Raw genomic sequence first — 16,118 nt, 5'->3', positions numbered from 1 at the left:
CTCCGCCCGCCCAGCACCCGCCCAGCCCGTCGAGAGGTCCCGTCATGCGCCGTGTCGGCATCACCCTCGCCTCGGTGTTCGGCGCCGGGATCGTGGCGGTCGGCATCGGCGTGGTCGTCCTCGTGGTGATCGCCGTCAACTCGCTCGCCGGCATCGCGAAGTCGAGCGCCGCCACCCCGACTCCCGCGTGCCCGGCCGTCGCCTCGAAGACGATCGGCGGGATGGTCGTGCCGGCCGGACCCGTCGGCGGCTTCTGCCAGGACCGCCTGGTGAACGCCGCATCCGTGATCGAAGCCGCACAGGCGCTCGGCATCGGGCCGCACACGCAGGCCGTCGGGGTGATGACCGCGATCGGCGAGTCGAGCCTGGTGAACCTGGACCACGGCGACGCCGCGGGCCCGGACAGCCGCGGCCTGTTCCAGCAGCGCGACAACGGCGCCTGGGGCACGTACGAGCAGCGGATGGACCCGTACACGGCCGCGACGATGTTCTACACGAAGCTCGTGAAGGTCCCCGGCTGGAAGACGATGACCCCGACGCAGATGGCGCACGCGGTACAGATCAACTCCGATCCGGACCACTACGCGAAGTCGTGGCCGCAGGCGAAGGCGATCGTCGAGGAGCTCACCGGCCAGGACGTGCCGGACGTCGCTCCCCAGGGCTGACCGCTCACGAGGCCACCGCCTGCGTCTCCTCGTCGAACTCGACGATCGCCGCTCCCCCGGAGTGCACGACGACCTGGGCACGGAGCCGCACCGAGTGCTCGTCGAGGGCGCACGCGCAGGCGTCGACCCATTCCCAGTCCACCGGGGAGAGCCGGTCGGCGTCGGGGCGTTCCCACACGAGCACGACGTCGACGGCCCCGAGCTGCGCCACGATGTCGGCGATCAGGGCCGCGAAGTCGTCGACGTGTTCGTCCGGGGAGTACGGCAGGTCAGCGATCGGCAGCAGGAACGGGATCGACATCCCGCGGTCGTCGAGGAACAGCACCCAGCACTGCCGTCGCAGCGGCCGTTCGACGACGGCTTGGACGAGTCGGACGACGTCGTCGTCGGTGCGGACGGGTTCACGGACCAGGCGGTCGAGCATCTCGGTGTCAGGCATGGCTCCAGCGTGCCGAACCGGAAGCCGCCGCCCGAGGCGCGGTCCGGGTTCTGTGGAAAGCCGCTCCGCGAACCCAGCCTGTGCGGGAAGAGTCCCTCAGATGCCGTGCGTGACCGAGCTGTCGACGAGCAACAGCGAGGCGAAGAACACCGCGACGATCGCCGCCATGCCGACGAGCACCACCGGCCAGGTCAGCCGCCGCCGGACGAGCCGCAGCACGCAGACCGCGATCGTCGCGACCAGCACCGCCGCCACGACGATCGGTCCCACGACGACGACCGAGTCCCCCAGCGTCTCGTTGCAGGTGTTGCCGGGCGCCGCACATGACACGAACGCCAGCGACATGAGCCTGATCCCCCACCCCGCTGCCAACGCACCGACCGTCAGCACGACGAGCAGCGCGGTGGAGGTGACCACGTCCGCGACACGAGCGCGACCTGCCAGGGGGTGCCGGGCCTCCCGACCGAAGCGCGCCGGGCCGGACCCGAGCGGATCGGGACCCGACGCAGGACCCGCCCCAGGACCCGTCCCGGAACCCGCTCCGGTGGCCGGGCCGGTCTGTCCTGCGGGCGCGCCCATCAGGAGCGCCGGCCGCGCGTCGACCAGAGGGCGAGCGCGATGAGGACGGGCTGGCCGAACAGGCGGACGAAGCGCTTCTCGTCGCTGTCCAGGCCGAAGGCGTCGCGACGGTTGACCCACTGCGACAGGTTGCCGGGGAAGATCACCGTGAAGAACAGCGCGGCGACCGAGCCGACGAAGCGGCGGGCCGGCTTCGGGGCGAGCACCAGGGCCGAGCCGAGCGTGATCTCGGCGACGCCCGACGCGAGCACCGTCGTGTCGTCATCCAGGGGGACGAAGTCGGGCACCTGCGCCGTGAACTCCTTGCGCGCGAAGGTGAGGTGGCTCGTGCCCGCGACGACGAGGGCCAGGCCGAGCAGGACGCGGAAGAAGGAACGCATGCCTCCATGGTGCCCGTTCCCGCGGTCGGGTGCTCGCGCTGCGCGACCTGGACGCACTCGAAGCGAGGTTCACTCGCTATCATGCCGTCCATGGGAGCAGTCGCTCGGGACCACGAACCGCCGGCCGCCCCGGCGACCTTCGCGGTGTTGCTCGGACCGGTCGCGTTCTACCTCGGCATCATCGTGCCCGCGCAGTCGACCGTGCGGCACGTGCTGCTCGGCGCGGTGTTCGGGCTGGTGTGCGTGCTGAGCGGCTGGCGGGCGATCCGGATCGCGGGTCGCCGTCGCGCGGTGCAGGTGTGGTCGTGGATCGGCATCGTGATCGGGAGCACCGGGCTCGTCATGCTCGTCTGGCAGGTGCTCGTGATCGTGACCGGCGGTGCGTTCCCGCCGCCGTTCTGGTCGCCGTACGCCTACCGCTGACGCCGTCCGGCCGGGAGGCCCGGGTCGGGTCCGCCCCGTCGCGCGCGGAACGGGGCGGCCCGGGTCAGGGCTGCCCCGCCTGACGAAGCCGGGTCACCAGCCGAGCGTGCCGGGCGCACCCTTGAACGGCCCGACGATGTCCGCCGTGATCCAGCCGCCGTAGAAGTCGCCGTCCTGCGCCCGGACCCGTTCGCCGCCGACCTCGCACGAGTCCATCGCCGACGGGTAGATCGCGACGCGTTCGCGCAGCGATTCGTAGCCGGGGACCGGTGTCGGGTAGTTCCAGGCGGCACGGCTCGCGACCGTCCCGTCCCCGCCGACGACGTCGAAGTAGCGCGCCAGGCCCTTGAACTCGCACATGCTCGATCCGGACGCCTTCACGAGCGCACCCTCGGCCAGGTCGGCCATCGGCAGGTAGTAGACCGGCGGGTGCGAGGTCTCGAGCACGCGGACGGCGTCGGTCGTGTCGGCGACGACCGTGCCGCCGAGACGGACGACGACACGGGCGGTGACCCGCTCGACGGCGGGTGGGCGGGGGTAGTCCCAGACGGACTCCTGGCCGGGGCCGGGCTCGGTCCTCTTCGGGTGACGCATGCTCCAGGTGTACGCCCGGTGCCTGCGGTCCGGCCGCGTGCGTGCGCGGGATCGCCGCCGGGTGCACCATGGGCGGGTGACGACGACGACACGCACCCTGTTCCGACGGAAGCCCATCGACACCATCGATGACGAGGCCGGGGGCGAGGGCGGCCTGAAACGGCACCTCGGCCTGTGGCAGCTCACCGCGATCGGCATCGGCGGCATCATCGGCGCCGGCATCTTCACCCTCGCCGGCACCGTCGCGAACGGCGTCGCCGGGCCCGCGGTGCTGATCAGCTTCCTGGTCGCCGGGGTCGCGAGCGCCGCCGCAGCCCTGTCGTACGCCGAGTTCGCGGGGCTCATCCCGAAGGCCGGCAGCGCGTACACGTACGGCTACGCGGTGCTCGGCGAGATCGTCGGGTGGTTCATCGGCTGGGACCTGCTGCTCGAGTACACGGCGATCGTGGCGGTGGTCGCGATCGGCATCTCCGGCTACGTGGGGTTCCTGGTCGGACAGTTCGGCATCGACCTGCCCGCGTGGATGCTCGGCGCGCCCGGCACCGGTGACGGCCACGTGATCGACGTCTTCGCGATCATCCTGTGCCTGCTCACCGCGTTCGTCCTCACGCGCGGCATCCGGAGCGCCGCCCGGTTCGAGTTCGTCGCCGTCGGCATCAAGGTGGCGCTCGTCGTGCTCATCGTCGTGCTCGGCGTGTTCCACATCAACAGCGCCAACTACTCCCCGTACTTCCCGTTCGGCTTCGGCGGCGTGATGACCGGTGCCGCCACCGTGTTCTTCGCCGTGTTCGGCTACGACGCGATGTCCACCGCGGCCGAGGAGTCCACCGACGCCCGCAAGCACATGCCGAAGGCGATCCTGCTGTCCCTCGGCATCTCGATGGTGCTGTACGTCCTGGCGACCCTCGTGCTCACCGGGATGCAGAAGTACACCGACATCGACCCCGCCTCGGGCTTCTCGTCGGCGTTCGCGTCGGTCGGGCTCGGCGGTGTCGCCAACGTCATCGCGATCGGTGCCATCGTCGGCATCGTCACGGTGCTCGTGACGTTCATGCTCGGCGCCTCGCGTGTCTGGTTCTCGATGAGCCGCGACGGCCTGATGCCGAAGTGGTTCGCGAAGACCGACCCGAAGCGGCACGTACCGACCCGGGTGACCTGGATCCTCGGCATCGCGTCGGCGATCCTGGCCGGTGTCCTGCCGATCGGTGTCGTCGCCGAGCTCACGAACATCGGCATCCTGCTCGCGTTCGTCGTGGTGTGCTCGGCCGTCGTGGTGCTGCGCTACCGGCAGCCCGACCTGGACCGCCAGTTCCGGCTGCCGTTCATGCCCGTGATCCCGATCATCGGCGTCATCGCGTCGCTCTGGCTCGTCACGTTCCTGCAGTGGGAGACGTGGGTGCGGTTCGCGATCTGGTTCGCGATCGGGCTCGGTGTGTACTTCGGGTACTCGCGGAAGCACAGCAAGCTGGCCGAGCCAGCGAAGGGCTGAACCTCAGCGACAGCCGATGCCCAGCCGACGCCGTCGTCGGCAGCGCCCGCGCCCTCAGCGCCGCAACGTCTCCCGCGGGTACTCCCCGAACCGGCTCGCGTACACCGAGGCGAACCGCCCCATGTGCGCGAACCCCCAGCGCCGGGCGACGTCCGCCACCGAGGTCGCGTGCGGGTCGAGGATCCGCAGCTCCTCGTGCACGCGTCCGAGCCGCACCTCGCGCAGGTACGTCATCGGCGAGCGCTCGAACGCCCGCTGGAACGACTCCTGGATCCCGCGGATGCTCAGCCCCGCGGCTTGCGCGATGTCGGCGACGGTGAGCGGTTCGTGGGCGTGCGCCTGGATGAACTCGACCGCAGCCCGGAGCCGACCGTCACTGCGGGTGCCGTAGCCGGCGGGGAACCGGTCGGCCTGCAGTGGGTACATCCGGAACAGGGCACGGGCAACGTCGCGCTGCGCCTCGTGCCAGGCGAGGGACTCCTCGCCCTCCTCGCGCAGTGCTCGGAGCGCGCCGGACACGGCGGTCCGCCACAGGCCGACGGCGGTGAGGTCCGGCACGGCCGTGGTGTCGAACGCCATGGTGCCGTCGACCAGGTGGTCCTCGGCGGCGACGTCGAGCACCAGGTCACGACGCAGGTGCACCAGGCGCTGGTCCCAGTCCTGGTACTCCATCTCGAACCGGCGCTCGACCGGGAACATCGTCGGCACGCCGGGCCGCATGCGGACCTCGTCGCGGCCGACGTCGACGCGGGCCTCGCCGCGTTCCAGCCACTGCACGACGACCTCGCCCTCGGTGGCGACGTCGCCCCGCAGGTACCCGTGCATCTGCGACCGGCGGATGCTGAGGCGCTCGTCACCGACGCCGACGTACTTGAACCAGTAGTCCTGGTCGAGTGCGCGGGAGTACCAGGCCTTGCCCGCGTACATGCCGGCGAGCGAACTGATGGCCTCGTCGGTGTCCTGCCCGGACACGGCGACGAGCGAGCGCGGCTGACGGGGCGGGTGAGCGGGGGTCCGAGACTCCGTCGTGTCGGTCATGTGCACACCTCTCCCTGATCGAGCAGAGCGGTGTGGTCACCTCCGGCTGCCCCCGGTCTGCCCTCTCACGCTAGGGAGCGACCGGTGGTCGTACAACCGGGTTGCGTTCCGCGGCCTAACGGCCGGTCCAGCGAACCCAGCCGTGCACCTGTGCCGCCGCGCTCTCGAAGGACGAGTGCCCGCCGGTCAGCGAATGGTCCGGAGAATCGACCGTGTACGTGTCGGTCCGGGTGATGTCGCACACGACCTCCGCGTCGATCCACCCGTTCCAGTGGTCGGCTGAGTCGCGTACCCACCGCAGTCGGTCCGGCATGCGTTTCCAATCGGTTCCGTGGACCGCGGTCGTCGCGCTCCGATCTGGACGGTAGTCCTGTCAGATGTTCGTCGCACAGGGTGGCGGCGGGGATCGTCGGTGGTGACTGGCACGATGGTCCCGTGCCTGCTGCCCCGATGATCGACGCCGTGGACGTCATCCGCTTCGTCGGGCCGCAGACCTTCGGTCGCGCACGCGACGTCGTCCGCGCCGGACTGGTGGACGACGCCACCTGGCACGACCACGACGGCACGGTCACCGCGGTCGTGTCCGGCACCGCCGACGACCCGTACGAACTCCGCGTCGACACCACCCCGGCGCGCGGCGACTTCGTCCGCCCTGTCCGCAGCACCTGCAGCTGCCCGCTCGGCGGCGACTGCAAGCACGTCGCGGCCGCGCTCCTCACCATCAACGCCCGTGCCCTCGCCGCGAACGCCGGCCCACGCCCGGAGACGCCGGCTCCGCCGCCCTCGGACTGGAGGCACGACCTCGCCCGCCTCGCCGGTGACGACGAGCGGGCGCCCACCCCGCAGGGCACCCGGATGGGGCTGCAGTTCGAGTTGCGTGACGCGGTCCCCGCCAAGCTCGCCTCGCGAGCCCGTGCCGCCGGCCGTGCCCTGCCGGCACCGTCCCGCAGTGTGCGGCTCGGGGTCCGGCCGGTGACCCGCAGCGACGCCGGCAACTGGGTGCGCGGGCAGCTGACCTGGGGCACGCTCCCCTACTCGCAGAACCGGCTCGGCGTCGGTGCCGAGCAGCACGCCTGGTTCCTGCAGCTCGCCGCCCTGCACCGCGCCGGGCAGCTCGCGGGCCTGCCGGGTGAGAGCGACTGGCTGCACCTCGACGACTTCCGGAGCCCCCTGCTCTGGCCGCTCCTGCAGCAGGCCGCGGCGCTCGACATCGCGTTCGTCACCGGCAAGCGCGAGGGCGGGGCGGTGCTCGGCACGCAGGCCCAGGTGCTGCTCGACGTCGCCCGGCACTACGACGCCGTGGTGATCGGCGCGAGTGCCGTGCTCGACGGCCGCCCCGTGCCGCCCGGTGCAGCGCGCATGATCGGCGACCACGGCGTCTACGTGTTCCGCGAGAGCCCCGAGTTCGCCGTCGCCGTTGCCCCGACCCCGGCACCGGTGCCCGAGGACCAGCGCCGCATGCTCCTGGAGGGCACCCGGATCACGGTGCCGACCGCCGAGGTCGACGAGTTCCTGGCCGACTGGTCGCCACGGCTGCGCGGAGCCCTCGGGCTGGTCAGCTCCGACGGCTCGGTGGAGCTGCCCGAGCGCACCCCGCCCGAGCTCGTGCTCACCGCGACGTTCGAACCGGCACGGGCGCCGCGCACCGACGACCGCGTGCACCTGCACTGGCGCTGGCACGTCGACGGTCGGAAGGACCCGGTGTCCCTGCACGGCCCGCTCCCCGACCTCTCCGGGCTCCGTGCGGCCGACGACCCGGCCGGCGGTCCCGTCGCGGACCCGGCCGCGGCGGTGGAGCCGACCACGGCGACGACGCAGGCCGACGACGCGACGCGGGCCGGGACTCCCGAGCGCCCTGCGGGACCGGGTGGCGGACTGGACTGGTTCCAGGACGGCACCATCGACGGAGCTGACGTCGCGGTCTTCGCGAACGAGTTCCTGCCCGAGCTGCCGTCGCTCGACGTCCGCACCGTCGTGCAGGGCGAGCGGCTCGACTACGAGCGGTTGAGCGGGCGGCCGCACATCCGCGTGACGACGATGCCGTCGGACAAGCACGACTGGTTCGACCTCGGCATCATCGTCAGCGTCAACGGCAAGCAGATCCCGTTCACGCCGCTGCTCACCGCCCTCGCGAGCCGGCAGCGCCGGTTGAAGCTCGTCGACAACTCGTACCTGTCACTGGCCGACCCCGCGTTCGACCGGCTCAAGGAGCTCATCGACGAGGCCCGCGACCTGGACGAGTGGGAGCCCGACCAGCCCATCGCCGTGACCCCGCTGCACGCCGGGCTGTGGTCGGAGTTCGACCTGCTGGCCGACGAGACCTCGCACGACGAGCGGTGGCAGGCGATCGCCTCGGGGCTGCTCGGGGCGACTCCCCCGGGGGACGTCCCCGTGCCGGACACCGTGCACGCCGACCTGCGGCCGTACCAGCACGCCGGGTACGCGTGGCTGTCGTTCCTGGTGACGCACGGCATCGGCGGGGTGCTCGCCGACGACATGGGGCTCGGCAAGACGCTGCAGGTGCTGGCGATGGTCGCCGCCCGTCGTGCCGCGGAGCCCGACGCTCCCCCGTTCCTCGTCGTCGCGCCGACCTCGGTCGTCGGCAACTGGGCGGCCGAGGCGGCGAAGTTCGTGCCGTCGCTGCGGGTCGCGACGGTGACCTCGACGTCGCTGAAGGACCCGGGGCTCGTCGCCCGGACCGCCGCTGCGTCGGACGTCGTCGTCACCTCGTACGCGCTGCTCCGGCTCGACGCCCGCGCCTGGACCGATCTGCCGTGGTCGGCGCTGGTGCTCGACGAGGCCCAGTTCGTGAAGAACCCGCAGTCCCAGACCCACCGCGTGGCGTCGGAGCTGCAGGCACCGGTGAAGTTCGCGATCACCGGCACACCGCTCGAGAACGGCCTGACCGACCTGTGGGCGCTGTTCCACATCGTCGCGCCCGGGCTGCTGTCCACCTGGACCCGGTTCGGCGACGACTACGTCAAGCCCCTCGCCTCCCCAGACCTGCGCGGCGAGGCCCGGCAGGAGCTCACGGGGCGACTGCGCCGACGGATCCGGCCGCTCATGCTCCGGCGCACCAAGGAAGCCGTCGCGGCCGACCTGCCGCCGAAGCAGGAGCAGGTGGTCCGGGTCACGCTCGACCCCGCGCACCGCGAGCTGTACGAGCGCACGCTCAACCGGGAGCGCCTGAAGGTCCTCGACCTCATCGACGACCTGTCGAAGAACCGGATGATCGTGTTCCGGTCGCTGACGCTGCTGCGGATGCTCGCACTGTCGCCGGCGCTGGTGTCGTCCGGGGTGTCCGGGTCGGCGTCATCGGACTCGCCCCTGTCGCCGGCGACGCCGATCCCCTCCGCCAAGCTCGACCTGCTGCTCGACGAACTCGAACAACTCGCGGCAGAGGGCCGTCGCGCCCTGGTGTTCAGCCAGTTCACCTCGTTCCTGCGGATGGTGTCCGACGCCCTCGACGCCCGTGGCATCGGCTACGAGTACCTCGACGGCTCCACGCGCAAGCGCCCCGAGGTCATCGAGCGCTTCCGGCAGGGCACCGCCCCGGCGTTCCTCATCTCGTTGAAGGCCGGCGGGTTCGGGCTCACCCTGACCGAGGCGGACACCGTGTTCGTGCTCGACCCGTGGTGGAACCCCGCCGCCGAGTCCCAGGCCGTCGACCGCACGCACCGCATCGGGCAGACCCGCTCGGTGAGCGTCCAGCGGTTCATCGCCGAGGACACCATCGAGGAGAAGGTCCTCGCCCTCGCCGCCCGCAAGGCCGAGCTGTTCGCCACGATGATCGACGACGACGCCCTGTTCGCCGACGATCTGACCGCCGACGACATCCGCTCCCTGCTGACCTGAGCCGCTGCCCGCGCCGCCGTTCGACCCGCACACCACGTTCCGCCCCGCACCATCGTTCCGCCCGCACCACCTGGAGTCCCACCGCATGACGTCCCGCCGACGCCGCAGCCGCATCACCCTGACCTCCGTCCTCGTCGTCCTGGCTCTCGCCGTCGGTGGCTACGCCCTCGACGCCACCGGGGCCCTCGGCCCGGACGCCGACGCCGCGGGCACGACCGCGGCGGGCGGCCCCACGGCCGTGGAGACGACCACGATCGGACCGCAGCAGGCGTCGTCGGGGGCGAGCCCCGCCTCCAGTCCGACCGTCAGCCGCGGAACCGACGCCGACGCGGTCCGTGCACGCACCCAGCTCGCCGATCTGCCCGTCAAGGGCAAGGCGGCCGGCACCGGCTACGACCGCACCGGCGACTTCGGCAGCGCCTGGCTCGACGTCGACCACAACGGGTGCGACACCCGGAACGACGTCCTCGCCCGCGACCTCGCCGACATCACCCGCGAGGGCCGCTGCAAGGTCCTCACGGGCACCCTCGTCTCGCCGTACACCGGGGCGACCGTCGACTTCGTCCGCGGCAACACGACCTCGACGCTCGTGCAGATCGACCACGTCGTCGCGCTCGAGAACGCCTGGCGCACCGGAGCCCAGCGGCTCACCGAAGCCGAACGGCAGGCGCTGGCGAACGACCCGGTGAACCTGTTCGCCGTCGACGGCCGGTCGAACTCGCAGAAGGGCTCCGGCGACGCGGCGACCTGGCTGCCCGCGAACAAGGCGTTCCGCTGCACCTACATCGAGCACCAGGTCACGGTGAAGGCGAAGTACCGCCTGTGGGTGGCTCCGGCGGAGCGGGACGCGATGGTGCGGGTGCTGGACGCCTGCTGACGCTGGCACCCCTGGAGGCACGGCTCGGCCCGCCGTGTCCGACGACCGTGACAGCATGGCTGGTGTGAGTAGCGATCAGACCAACGGATCAGCCTTCGGCCGCGGCGTCGACAAGGCCCCGCCGACCGCGGCCGCCGAACTGCGACGGAGGATGGCTGCCTCGCCCGCGGGCTTCCTGCGCAGCGCGGCGTGGGTCCCCTGGAAGCCGGCGGGCACCCCGGAGGCCGGCAGCGTCGCCCACGTCATGATCCGGGACAAGCCGTTCGTGCCCGTCTTCACCGACCCGGCCGAACTCGCCGCCGGTCTGCCCGAGGCCGAGGGGCGTCCCGTGCCGATGTCCGAGCTCGTGTCCGCGCTGCCCGAGGAGTTCGGCATCGTGGTCGACCCGACGAGTGCTGCCGAAGCGAACTTCCTGCACGCCGACGTCCTCGCCCAGATGCGGGCGCAGATGCAGAGCGGTGTCCCGACCAGCGACGACTGACCCGCTCCGTCAGAGGCTCGGCGCGATCGTCGTCAGGCAGCCGCCATCGCCGCGGCTGCGACGGCCCACCAGTACCCGAGCAGACCGCCCGCCGGAACGGCCAGGACCGCGAGGACCCGAGCCCGACGCATGAGGCTGCGGCGGGAGCGAGCTCCGGCGATCTCGCGTTCGAGTCGCTCGAAGCGCTGGACGTGGCGGAGTGTGTCGTCGATGACGACGGCGTCGACGTGCCAGGTACGCCGTTCCTCCGCCAGCATCGACAGGAAGCGCACGGCTTCGTCGGAGTGCACGCGGGGAAGCCCGCGGATCCAGCTGCCCAGACGCTCGGGCTCGAGGATCACGGCTGCCGGCGGCTTCTTGCCGAACCGGAGTTCGGCGGCCTCGACCACCAGGATCGGCTGCACGAGGATCGGACCGCCCGCTGCGGCCGACAGCAGGGCAGTCGCACGCTCCCCCTCGGCCAGCGCGCGGTGCAGGTGCGGCGTCCGCTGGCCGTTCACCATCAGTGTGCGTCCGCCCGCCCAGACCGCGTGACCGGAGTGGTTCTTCGTGTTGATCGAGAAGACACCGGTCGGACCGACGACGACGTGATCGATGTCCGTGCTGCCCTTCCCGACCGGGACAGCGTGCAGGACCGTGCAGTCCGGGCCGAGTGCCTCGAGCTGGGCCGCGACATGCCGCTCGCCGATCGCTCCCTTGAACCACGAACGGGCTTCCGGCCGGAGCGGGTCGTGCCCCCAGAACCGCTGCCAGGTCGTCAGCGCGCGGCCCTCGGCCTGGATCGCGAGACACTGCTGCATCACGGCGTACCCGGGCTTACGGGCGCGGAGTGTCAGCGGCGCCGTTCCCTTCGGGCTCGGACGGTCCGCGGTGATCGTGTGCTCCCCCATGCCTCCACCGTTCCAGGACGACGTCTGGTCCGGCCAGCCCTCGTTCTGGCGTCACGGCGCGGCGGGTGGGTCCATGGTTTCGTGCGGTTGACGGTTCTGGTTCATGATCCCCGGGGTTCGCGAACCAGAACCGTCACGCAGCGCTGACTCACCCGGTGTGCTCCGCGACGACCACCCAGGTCACGGAGACCACGATCGCCATGACGGTCGCGGTGCTGACGGCGACCGCCCATCCCTGCGACCTCGTCCGTCGAACCCGTGCGGCCACGACCGCGCCCCCGACGAAGACAACGACGAGCACGATGCTCTCGACCAGGCTGGGGAGCCACGCGACCCACGGCGAGCACGGACGCGTCGACGTCTCCCAGTCACAGCTGTACTGCGACAGTCCGGCGAACACCCACCCGATGAGCACAGCGGCGATCCCAGCCAGCGCCGTCGCGACGAACAGCGAGACGGTCACGACGAGGTCAGCCGTCGATGCCCGAGAGCGCCACGGCGACGGGCGGCTCGCCCAGTCCTCCAGCATGTCCCTTGCCTTCGCGGTCAGGCTCGGACGGCCTGCGGGCGGGGCTCGACGAGCTCGATGAAGCGGGACAGCAGCGAGAGCCCGGAGATCGACGGGGGCAGCCCCGTGGTCAGCGCGGGCGAGTGCACGAGGTACGCCGCCCACTTCGCCCGCGAGATGGCCACGTTCAACCGGTTCGGCATGAGCAGGAAGTCGAGGCCGCGCGGGATGTCTGCCGCACTCGACGCCGCCAGGGACACGATCGACACGACGGCTTCGCGGCCCTGGAACAGGTCGACCGTGCCGACCTGGGTGCCGGCGAAGCCAGCGCGATCGAGCTCCTGCCGGATCAGTGCACCCTGCGCGTTGTACGGCGCGACCACGATGACGTCCTCGTCGGTCAGGGCGCGGGTGTCGGAGCCGTCCGTCCACGTGCGGCCGACGACGTCACCGACGAGCGCGACGACCCGGGAGGCCTCTTCAGCAGAGGACGTCGTGTTGCCGGCGTGCACGACCGGCACGGGGTGCACGCCGGCGTCGATGCCGTCGAGGTGCCGCCCGGAGACCATCGAGGCCAGTTGCCCGTCGTAGGACAGGGCCGAGACGGACTCGGTCAGTGCGGGCTCCATGCGGCGGGTGCGAGCGAGGAAGTACCCGAACTCGGGCGGCAGGACGTGCTGGCCGTCGGCGAGCCAGCCGAGCGCTGACTCGTCGACGGGCTCGGGGTGCGAGCCCTGCGACACCTGGGGCAGCTGCTGGGGGTCCCCGAGCAGCAGGAGGCGGGTCGCGGCGACGGACGATGCGATGGTCGGGGCCAGGGAGAACTGCCCGGCCTCGTCGACCACGAGCAGGTCGAGGGAACGACGCTCGATCGTCGACTCGTTCGCGAACGTCCACGCCGTGCCGCCGACCACGCCGCCGGCGCCGGATGCCTCGCACGATGACAGGAACACGGCGACGGCGGCACCGTTCTTCACGGGCGTCCACGCGGCGGCGTCGAGCTCGTCCTCGGTCGCACCGGACTTCGGCACCTTCACGACCCGGTCCGCGGGGACGCCGGCGCTCACGACCGAGGTCAGGAAGTTCTCCGACGTCGCGTGGGACTGCCCGACGACCCCGACGCGCCAGCCGTACTCGCGGACGAGCCGGGCGACGACGTTCGAGCCGACGTAGGTCTTGCCCGTGCCGGGAGGCCCCTGGATCGCCAGGTACGAGTGGTCGAGGTCGAGCAGGGTCGACACGACGGCCGACACCGTGTCGTCGCCCTGCACCGGGACGATCCGGCCACGAGGAGGCACACGGCGCAGCAGGTCGAGCGCGGGGTCGGGCAGCATCTCGGGCAGCTCGTCGAGGACGGCCTGGCCCCACCACGCGATCGCCTCGGGCTGGGGCTTCGCACGGGGCGGTGCCGACGGGGCGAGCGCCACGGGGAACTCGTGGTGCGGCTCGCCACCGACGGGCAGTCCTTCTTTCACGAGCACCTCGACCGCATCGCCGTTGTCCCACAAGTCCACGATCACGGCGCGCGCCGAAGCACCCTTCGACCCGGGGCCCGGAGACACGACCGACGGCGGGAGTGGGTCGTCGTAGACGAGGTGGGGCGTGCCTCCAGGCCGGAGCCGCGAGCCGGGCGCGAGCGTCCCCGACAACCGAAGTTCCCGCGACTGCGAGCGTGCACGCGGCAGCGTGTCCCAGTCGCGCTCGACCGACGCACGCTCCACGACCAGGACGTCACGCGTGTCGGCCCAGTCGTCGACCGGATTCCGCAGGCGGTCGAAGTGGTCCTGCCAGAAGGTCTTGGCCTCGCGGCGGTGGTAGTCGATCGCGGCTGCGGCGAGCGCCAACGCGGTCTGGTCGGGAGTGCGGTCGAGGGCATCGACGTCCGCGAGTTGCGCGGCCAGGGCGACGTACACCGGGTTCGGCTCGCGCTCGACGGGGATCGGCGGGACTTCGAGCTCGAGCGCCGGGTCGGCCGCGTCGGGGTCCCCGGTACGCAGCGAGCGGAGCCAGTCGCGTAGGCGCAGGGTCGAGCGGCAGTCGTAGGCGTTGTAGTCGGCGACCTGGTCGAGCATCCGCTGCCCCTCGACGGCGTCACCGTTCCGGAGTTCCTCGATCGCGTCGACGTAGGCGGTGATGCTGTCCGCCGCGTTCGTGACGTCGCTCTCGCGCAGGTCCGACCCCATGTACAGCGGTTCGAGCTTCTTGATGGAGTAGCTGTGGCTGCCGACGACCAGGGCCTTGCGGACGATCGGGTACAGGTCGACCAGGACCCCGGCGCGCAGCAGGTCGTCGACGGCGTCCTCGCCCACGCCGTGCCGGGCGGCGAGCGACAGCAGGTGCGTCCGCTCGTAGGCCGCGTAGTGGTAGATGTGCATGCCGGGGTACTGCTCGCGCCGCGCCTGGATGAACGCGAGGAAGTCGACCAGCGCCTGCCGCTCATCGCGGATGGTGTGCGCCCAGAACGCCGTGAACTCGGCCTGGTCGTCGACCAGGCCGAACAGGTAGTCGAGGCCCCAGTGCACGCCGTCCTCGGTGTGCAGCGGGTCGCCCTCGAAGTCGAAGAACACGTCGCCCGGGTCGGGCGCCGGGATGGCGTCGAGCGCGCGGGCGTCGAGGACCTCGAAGCGCGGCGTGACGGGCTGGCCCGGCCCGTCGGCGCCCTTCCGTCGGGCGTCTTCCGACTCGATCTGGAGGCTCGCCTGCCGTACCAGCCGATCCTGCGTCGCGCGGGACAAGCCCGGTACTGCCCGGGTGCGGACCGCCAGGTCGTCGATCGTCCGCACCTCGTGTTTGATCAGCTTGGCCCGTTGGTCGAGGCGCATGCCGGCGACGAGGACGAGGTCACGGTGCTCGGCGACCTGCGTCGAGCAGACAGCGCATCGGCCACAGCTCGAGTAGCGCGGGTCGCCCCATCGCAGCGGTTCGTCTGCCGCGATGCGCTCGGCGATGACCCGCTGCAGCTCGGCGCGCTGCGTGCGGTACACCGGCGCGATGTCGGCGAGGTCGTGCGTGGTCGTCGTCCGGTCGCCGAGCACCAGGTGCACCTGCCCACCGGTGGGGATGCCGTGCGCCTGCATCTGCTCGGCGTACGCGGCGAGCTGCAGCAGGGCGCTGATCTTGGCGTGGCGGGCGAGCTTGGTGTCGTAGACCTCGTACTCGCCGCGGTCGTTCCGGATGATGAAGTCCGCGAAGCCGATGAAGCCGGGCGCGTCGACCGAGGGTGCTGCGTGGAACGTCGGCTGGTACAGCACGTCGGCACCGTCGGCGAAGGCCTGTTGTGCTTCGGCTGCGGCGCGCGCGTAGTCCGGCGGGGCGGGGCGGGCGAACTCGACGACGTCGCGGGTCTGCTTGAGGATGTCGAGGTAGTCGAGCTCGTGCTGGTCCCCCAGCCGTGCCGTGCGCTCGAGCATGTCGTCGTGCGCCTCCGGCAGCGCTTCCCCGCGACCGAGCTTGGCGTCGAGGCGGCGGAGGAACGCCCACTCGCAGGCCGACCACGTGCTCAGGTCACTCGGGCTGAGCAGCACGTGCCCGTCGACGCCGATCTGCATGCGCTCCCCCTTGCTCTCCGGTGCGCTGAAAGCCTAGGGGCGGGCGCCGACACCGGTTGCTCGGGCCGTCAGCTGCCGACCGGCACGAACCGCGGCCCGTCGTAGCCGTCTCGGGTGACGTGCGCCGTGAAGTCGGCGAGCGAACGGACCCAGTGGCCGTGCTCGCCGTACAGGGCCTGGTAGACGACCACCGGCTCCTCGGTCTCGACGTCACGGGCGACCAGGAGCACCTCGTAGTCGTTGCCCTTGAAGTGTCGGTACCGGCCAGGTGTCACGTCGTCAGTCACGCGACCGAGGGTACGGCCCGAGCGGTGGGACCGTGACCGCGCGTTCTGCTTGACTGAGCAGCACG

At 71.6% G+C, this 16,118-nt stretch carries 15 protein-coding genes; 6 read left to right on the top strand and 9 right to left on the bottom strand.

Translation table 11 applies throughout. From position 1 onward, the window contains the following. Positions 1-44: 44 nt before the first annotated feature. Positions 45-665, top strand: coding sequence for a hypothetical protein (locus tag OE229_RS09450; RefSeq protein ID WP_182065565.1), 621 nt, complete (start codon positions 45-47; stop codon positions 663-665). A 4-nt stretch (positions 666-669) separates the two neighbouring features. Here the strand turns inward: OE229_RS09450 and OE229_RS09445 are convergent, their stop codons facing one another. The 3 genes from OE229_RS09445 to OE229_RS09435 all read right to left on the bottom strand — a co-directional run bounded on the left by OE229_RS09445 (position 670) and on the right by OE229_RS09435 (position 2,063). After that, positions 670-1,104, bottom strand: coding sequence for a hypothetical protein (locus OE229_RS09445; RefSeq protein WP_262137639.1), 435 nt, complete (start codon positions 1,102-1,104; stop codon positions 670-672). 96 nt (positions 1,105-1,200) lie between these two features. Further along, positions 1,201-1,521, bottom strand: a complete 321-nt coding sequence (locus OE229_RS09440; RefSeq protein WP_182065567.1) for a hypothetical protein — start codon at positions 1,519-1,521, stop codon at positions 1,201-1,203. 161 nt (positions 1,522-1,682) lie between these two features. Further along, the gene (locus OE229_RS09435; protein ID WP_027465186.1) at positions 1,683-2,063 is read right to left on the bottom strand and encodes a DoxX family protein; all 381 of its coding nucleotides are present in this window, start codon (positions 2,061-2,063) and stop codon (positions 1,683-1,685) included. 90 nt (positions 2,064-2,153) lie between these two features. On the opposite strand from OE229_RS09435, the gene OE229_RS09430 reads away from it, so the two are divergent. After that, entirely contained in the window at positions 2,154-2,486 is a 333-nt protein-coding gene (locus OE229_RS09430; protein ID WP_182065569.1) for a hypothetical protein, read from the top strand. Between the two features lie 93 nt (positions 2,487-2,579). Here OE229_RS09430 and OE229_RS09425 read toward each other — a convergent pair whose 3' ends face one another. Further along, a complete protein-coding gene (locus OE229_RS09425) occupies positions 2,580-3,080 on the bottom strand; it encodes a DUF427 domain-containing protein (RefSeq protein ID WP_262137636.1) in 501 nt (166 codons plus the stop codon). Between the two features lie 76 nt (positions 3,081-3,156). On the opposite strand from OE229_RS09425, the gene OE229_RS09420 reads away from it, so the two are divergent. Then, positions 3,157-4,569 carry an amino acid permease gene (locus OE229_RS09420; RefSeq protein ID WP_259577467.1) on the top strand — a complete coding sequence of 471 codons (1,413 nt, stop codon included), beginning with the start codon at positions 3,157-3,159 and terminating at the stop codon, positions 4,567-4,569. Positions 4,570-4,623: 54 nt separating this feature from the next. Here OE229_RS09420 and OE229_RS09415 read toward each other — a convergent pair whose 3' ends face one another. After that, on the bottom strand, positions 4,624-5,607 hold the full coding sequence (locus OE229_RS09415) for an AraC family transcriptional regulator (protein WP_182065572.1): 984 nt from the start codon (positions 5,605-5,607) through the stop codon (positions 4,624-4,626). Positions 5,608-6,042: 435 nt separating this feature from the next. On the opposite strand from OE229_RS09415, the gene OE229_RS09410 reads away from it, so the two are divergent. The 3 genes from OE229_RS09410 (at position 6,043) to OE229_RS09400 (ending at position 10,820) form a co-directional block, all read left to right on the top strand. After that, positions 6,043-9,462 (top strand): DEAD/DEAH box helicase, encoded by a 3,420-nt coding sequence (locus OE229_RS09410; RefSeq protein WP_262137634.1) that lies wholly within the window; start codon positions 6,043-6,045, stop codon positions 9,460-9,462. Positions 9,463-9,547: 85 nt separating this feature from the next. Further along, complete coding sequence (locus OE229_RS09405; protein ID WP_259362883.1) at positions 9,548-10,339, top strand: HNH endonuclease family protein; 792 nt, start codon at positions 9,548-9,550, stop codon at positions 10,337-10,339. A gap of 64 nt (positions 10,340-10,403) precedes the next feature. Next, on the top strand, positions 10,404-10,820 hold the full coding sequence (locus OE229_RS09400) for an SseB family protein (protein ID WP_263344383.1): 417 nt from the start codon (positions 10,404-10,406) through the stop codon (positions 10,818-10,820). A gap of 32 nt (positions 10,821-10,852) precedes the next feature. On the opposite strand, the gene OE229_RS09395 is transcribed toward OE229_RS09400, so the two are convergent. From OE229_RS09395 to OE229_RS09380, 4 genes are all read right to left on the bottom strand, one after another. Further along, positions 10,853-11,710: a nuclease-related domain-containing protein gene (locus OE229_RS09395; RefSeq protein ID WP_262137630.1), complete on the bottom strand. Its 858-nt coding sequence runs from the start codon at positions 11,708-11,710 to the stop codon at positions 10,853-10,855. A gap of 148 nt (positions 11,711-11,858) precedes the next feature. Then, the gene (locus OE229_RS09390; RefSeq protein ID WP_262137628.1) at positions 11,859-12,239 is read right to left on the bottom strand and encodes a hypothetical protein; all 381 of its coding nucleotides are present in this window, start codon (positions 12,237-12,239) and stop codon (positions 11,859-11,861) included. Positions 12,240-12,256: 17 nt separating this feature from the next. Further along, complete coding sequence (locus OE229_RS09385; RefSeq protein WP_262137626.1) at positions 12,257-15,766, bottom strand: TM0106 family RecB-like putative nuclease; 3,510 nt, start codon at positions 15,764-15,766, stop codon at positions 12,257-12,259. A gap of 68 nt (positions 15,767-15,834) precedes the next feature. After that, the gene (locus tag OE229_RS09380; protein ID WP_262137624.1) at positions 15,835-16,053 is read right to left on the bottom strand and encodes a DUF1653 domain-containing protein; all 219 of its coding nucleotides are present in this window, start codon (positions 16,051-16,053) and stop codon (positions 15,835-15,837) included. Positions 16,054-16,118: the final 65 nt, after the last annotated feature.

The organism is Curtobacterium poinsettiae (genome assembly GCF_025677645.1).
Classification (GTDB): domain Bacteria; phylum Actinomycetota; class Actinomycetes; order Actinomycetales; family Microbacteriaceae; genus Curtobacterium; species Curtobacterium poinsettiae_A.
The sequence above is the reverse complement of the archived record's forward strand: the minus strand, read 5'-3'. Positions and strand labels throughout refer to the sequence as shown.

What these genes read in the sequence shown, in the direction of transcription:
- OE229_RS09435 (WP_027465186.1), bottom strand. Translation starts at nt 2,063, where the DNA reads ATGCGTTCCTTCTTCCGCGTCCTGCTCGGCCTGGCCCTCGTCGTCGCG.
- OE229_RS09430 (WP_182065569.1), top strand. Translation starts at nt 2,154, where the DNA reads ATGGGAGCAGTCGCTCGGGACCACGAACCGCCGGCCGCCCCGGCGACC.
- OE229_RS09415 (WP_182065572.1), bottom strand. Translation starts at nt 5,607, where the DNA reads ATGACCGACACGACGGAGTCTCGGACCCCCGCTCACCCGCCCCGTCAG.
- OE229_RS09390 (WP_262137628.1), bottom strand. Translation starts at nt 12,239, where the DNA reads ATGCTGGAGGACTGGGCGAGCCGCCCGTCGCCGTGGCGCTCTCGGGCA.
- OE229_RS09425 (WP_262137636.1), bottom strand. Translation starts at nt 3,080, where the DNA reads ATGCGTCACCCGAAGAGGACCGAGCCCGGCCCCGGCCAGGAGTCCGTC.
- OE229_RS09385 (WP_262137626.1), bottom strand. Translation starts at nt 15,766, where the DNA reads ATGCAGATCGGCGTCGACGGGCACGTGCTGCTCAGCCCGAGTGACCTG.
- OE229_RS09450 (WP_182065565.1), top strand. Translation starts at nt 45, where the DNA reads ATGCGCCGTGTCGGCATCACCCTCGCCTCGGTGTTCGGCGCCGGGATC.
- OE229_RS09405 (WP_259362883.1), top strand. Translation starts at nt 9,548, where the DNA reads ATGACGTCCCGCCGACGCCGCAGCCGCATCACCCTGACCTCCGTCCTC.
- OE229_RS09445 (WP_262137639.1), bottom strand. Translation starts at nt 1,104, where the DNA reads ATGCCTGACACCGAGATGCTCGACCGCCTGGTCCGTGAACCCGTCCGC.
- OE229_RS09395 (WP_262137630.1), bottom strand. Translation starts at nt 11,710, where the DNA reads ATGGGGGAGCACACGATCACCGCGGACCGTCCGAGCCCGAAGGGAACG.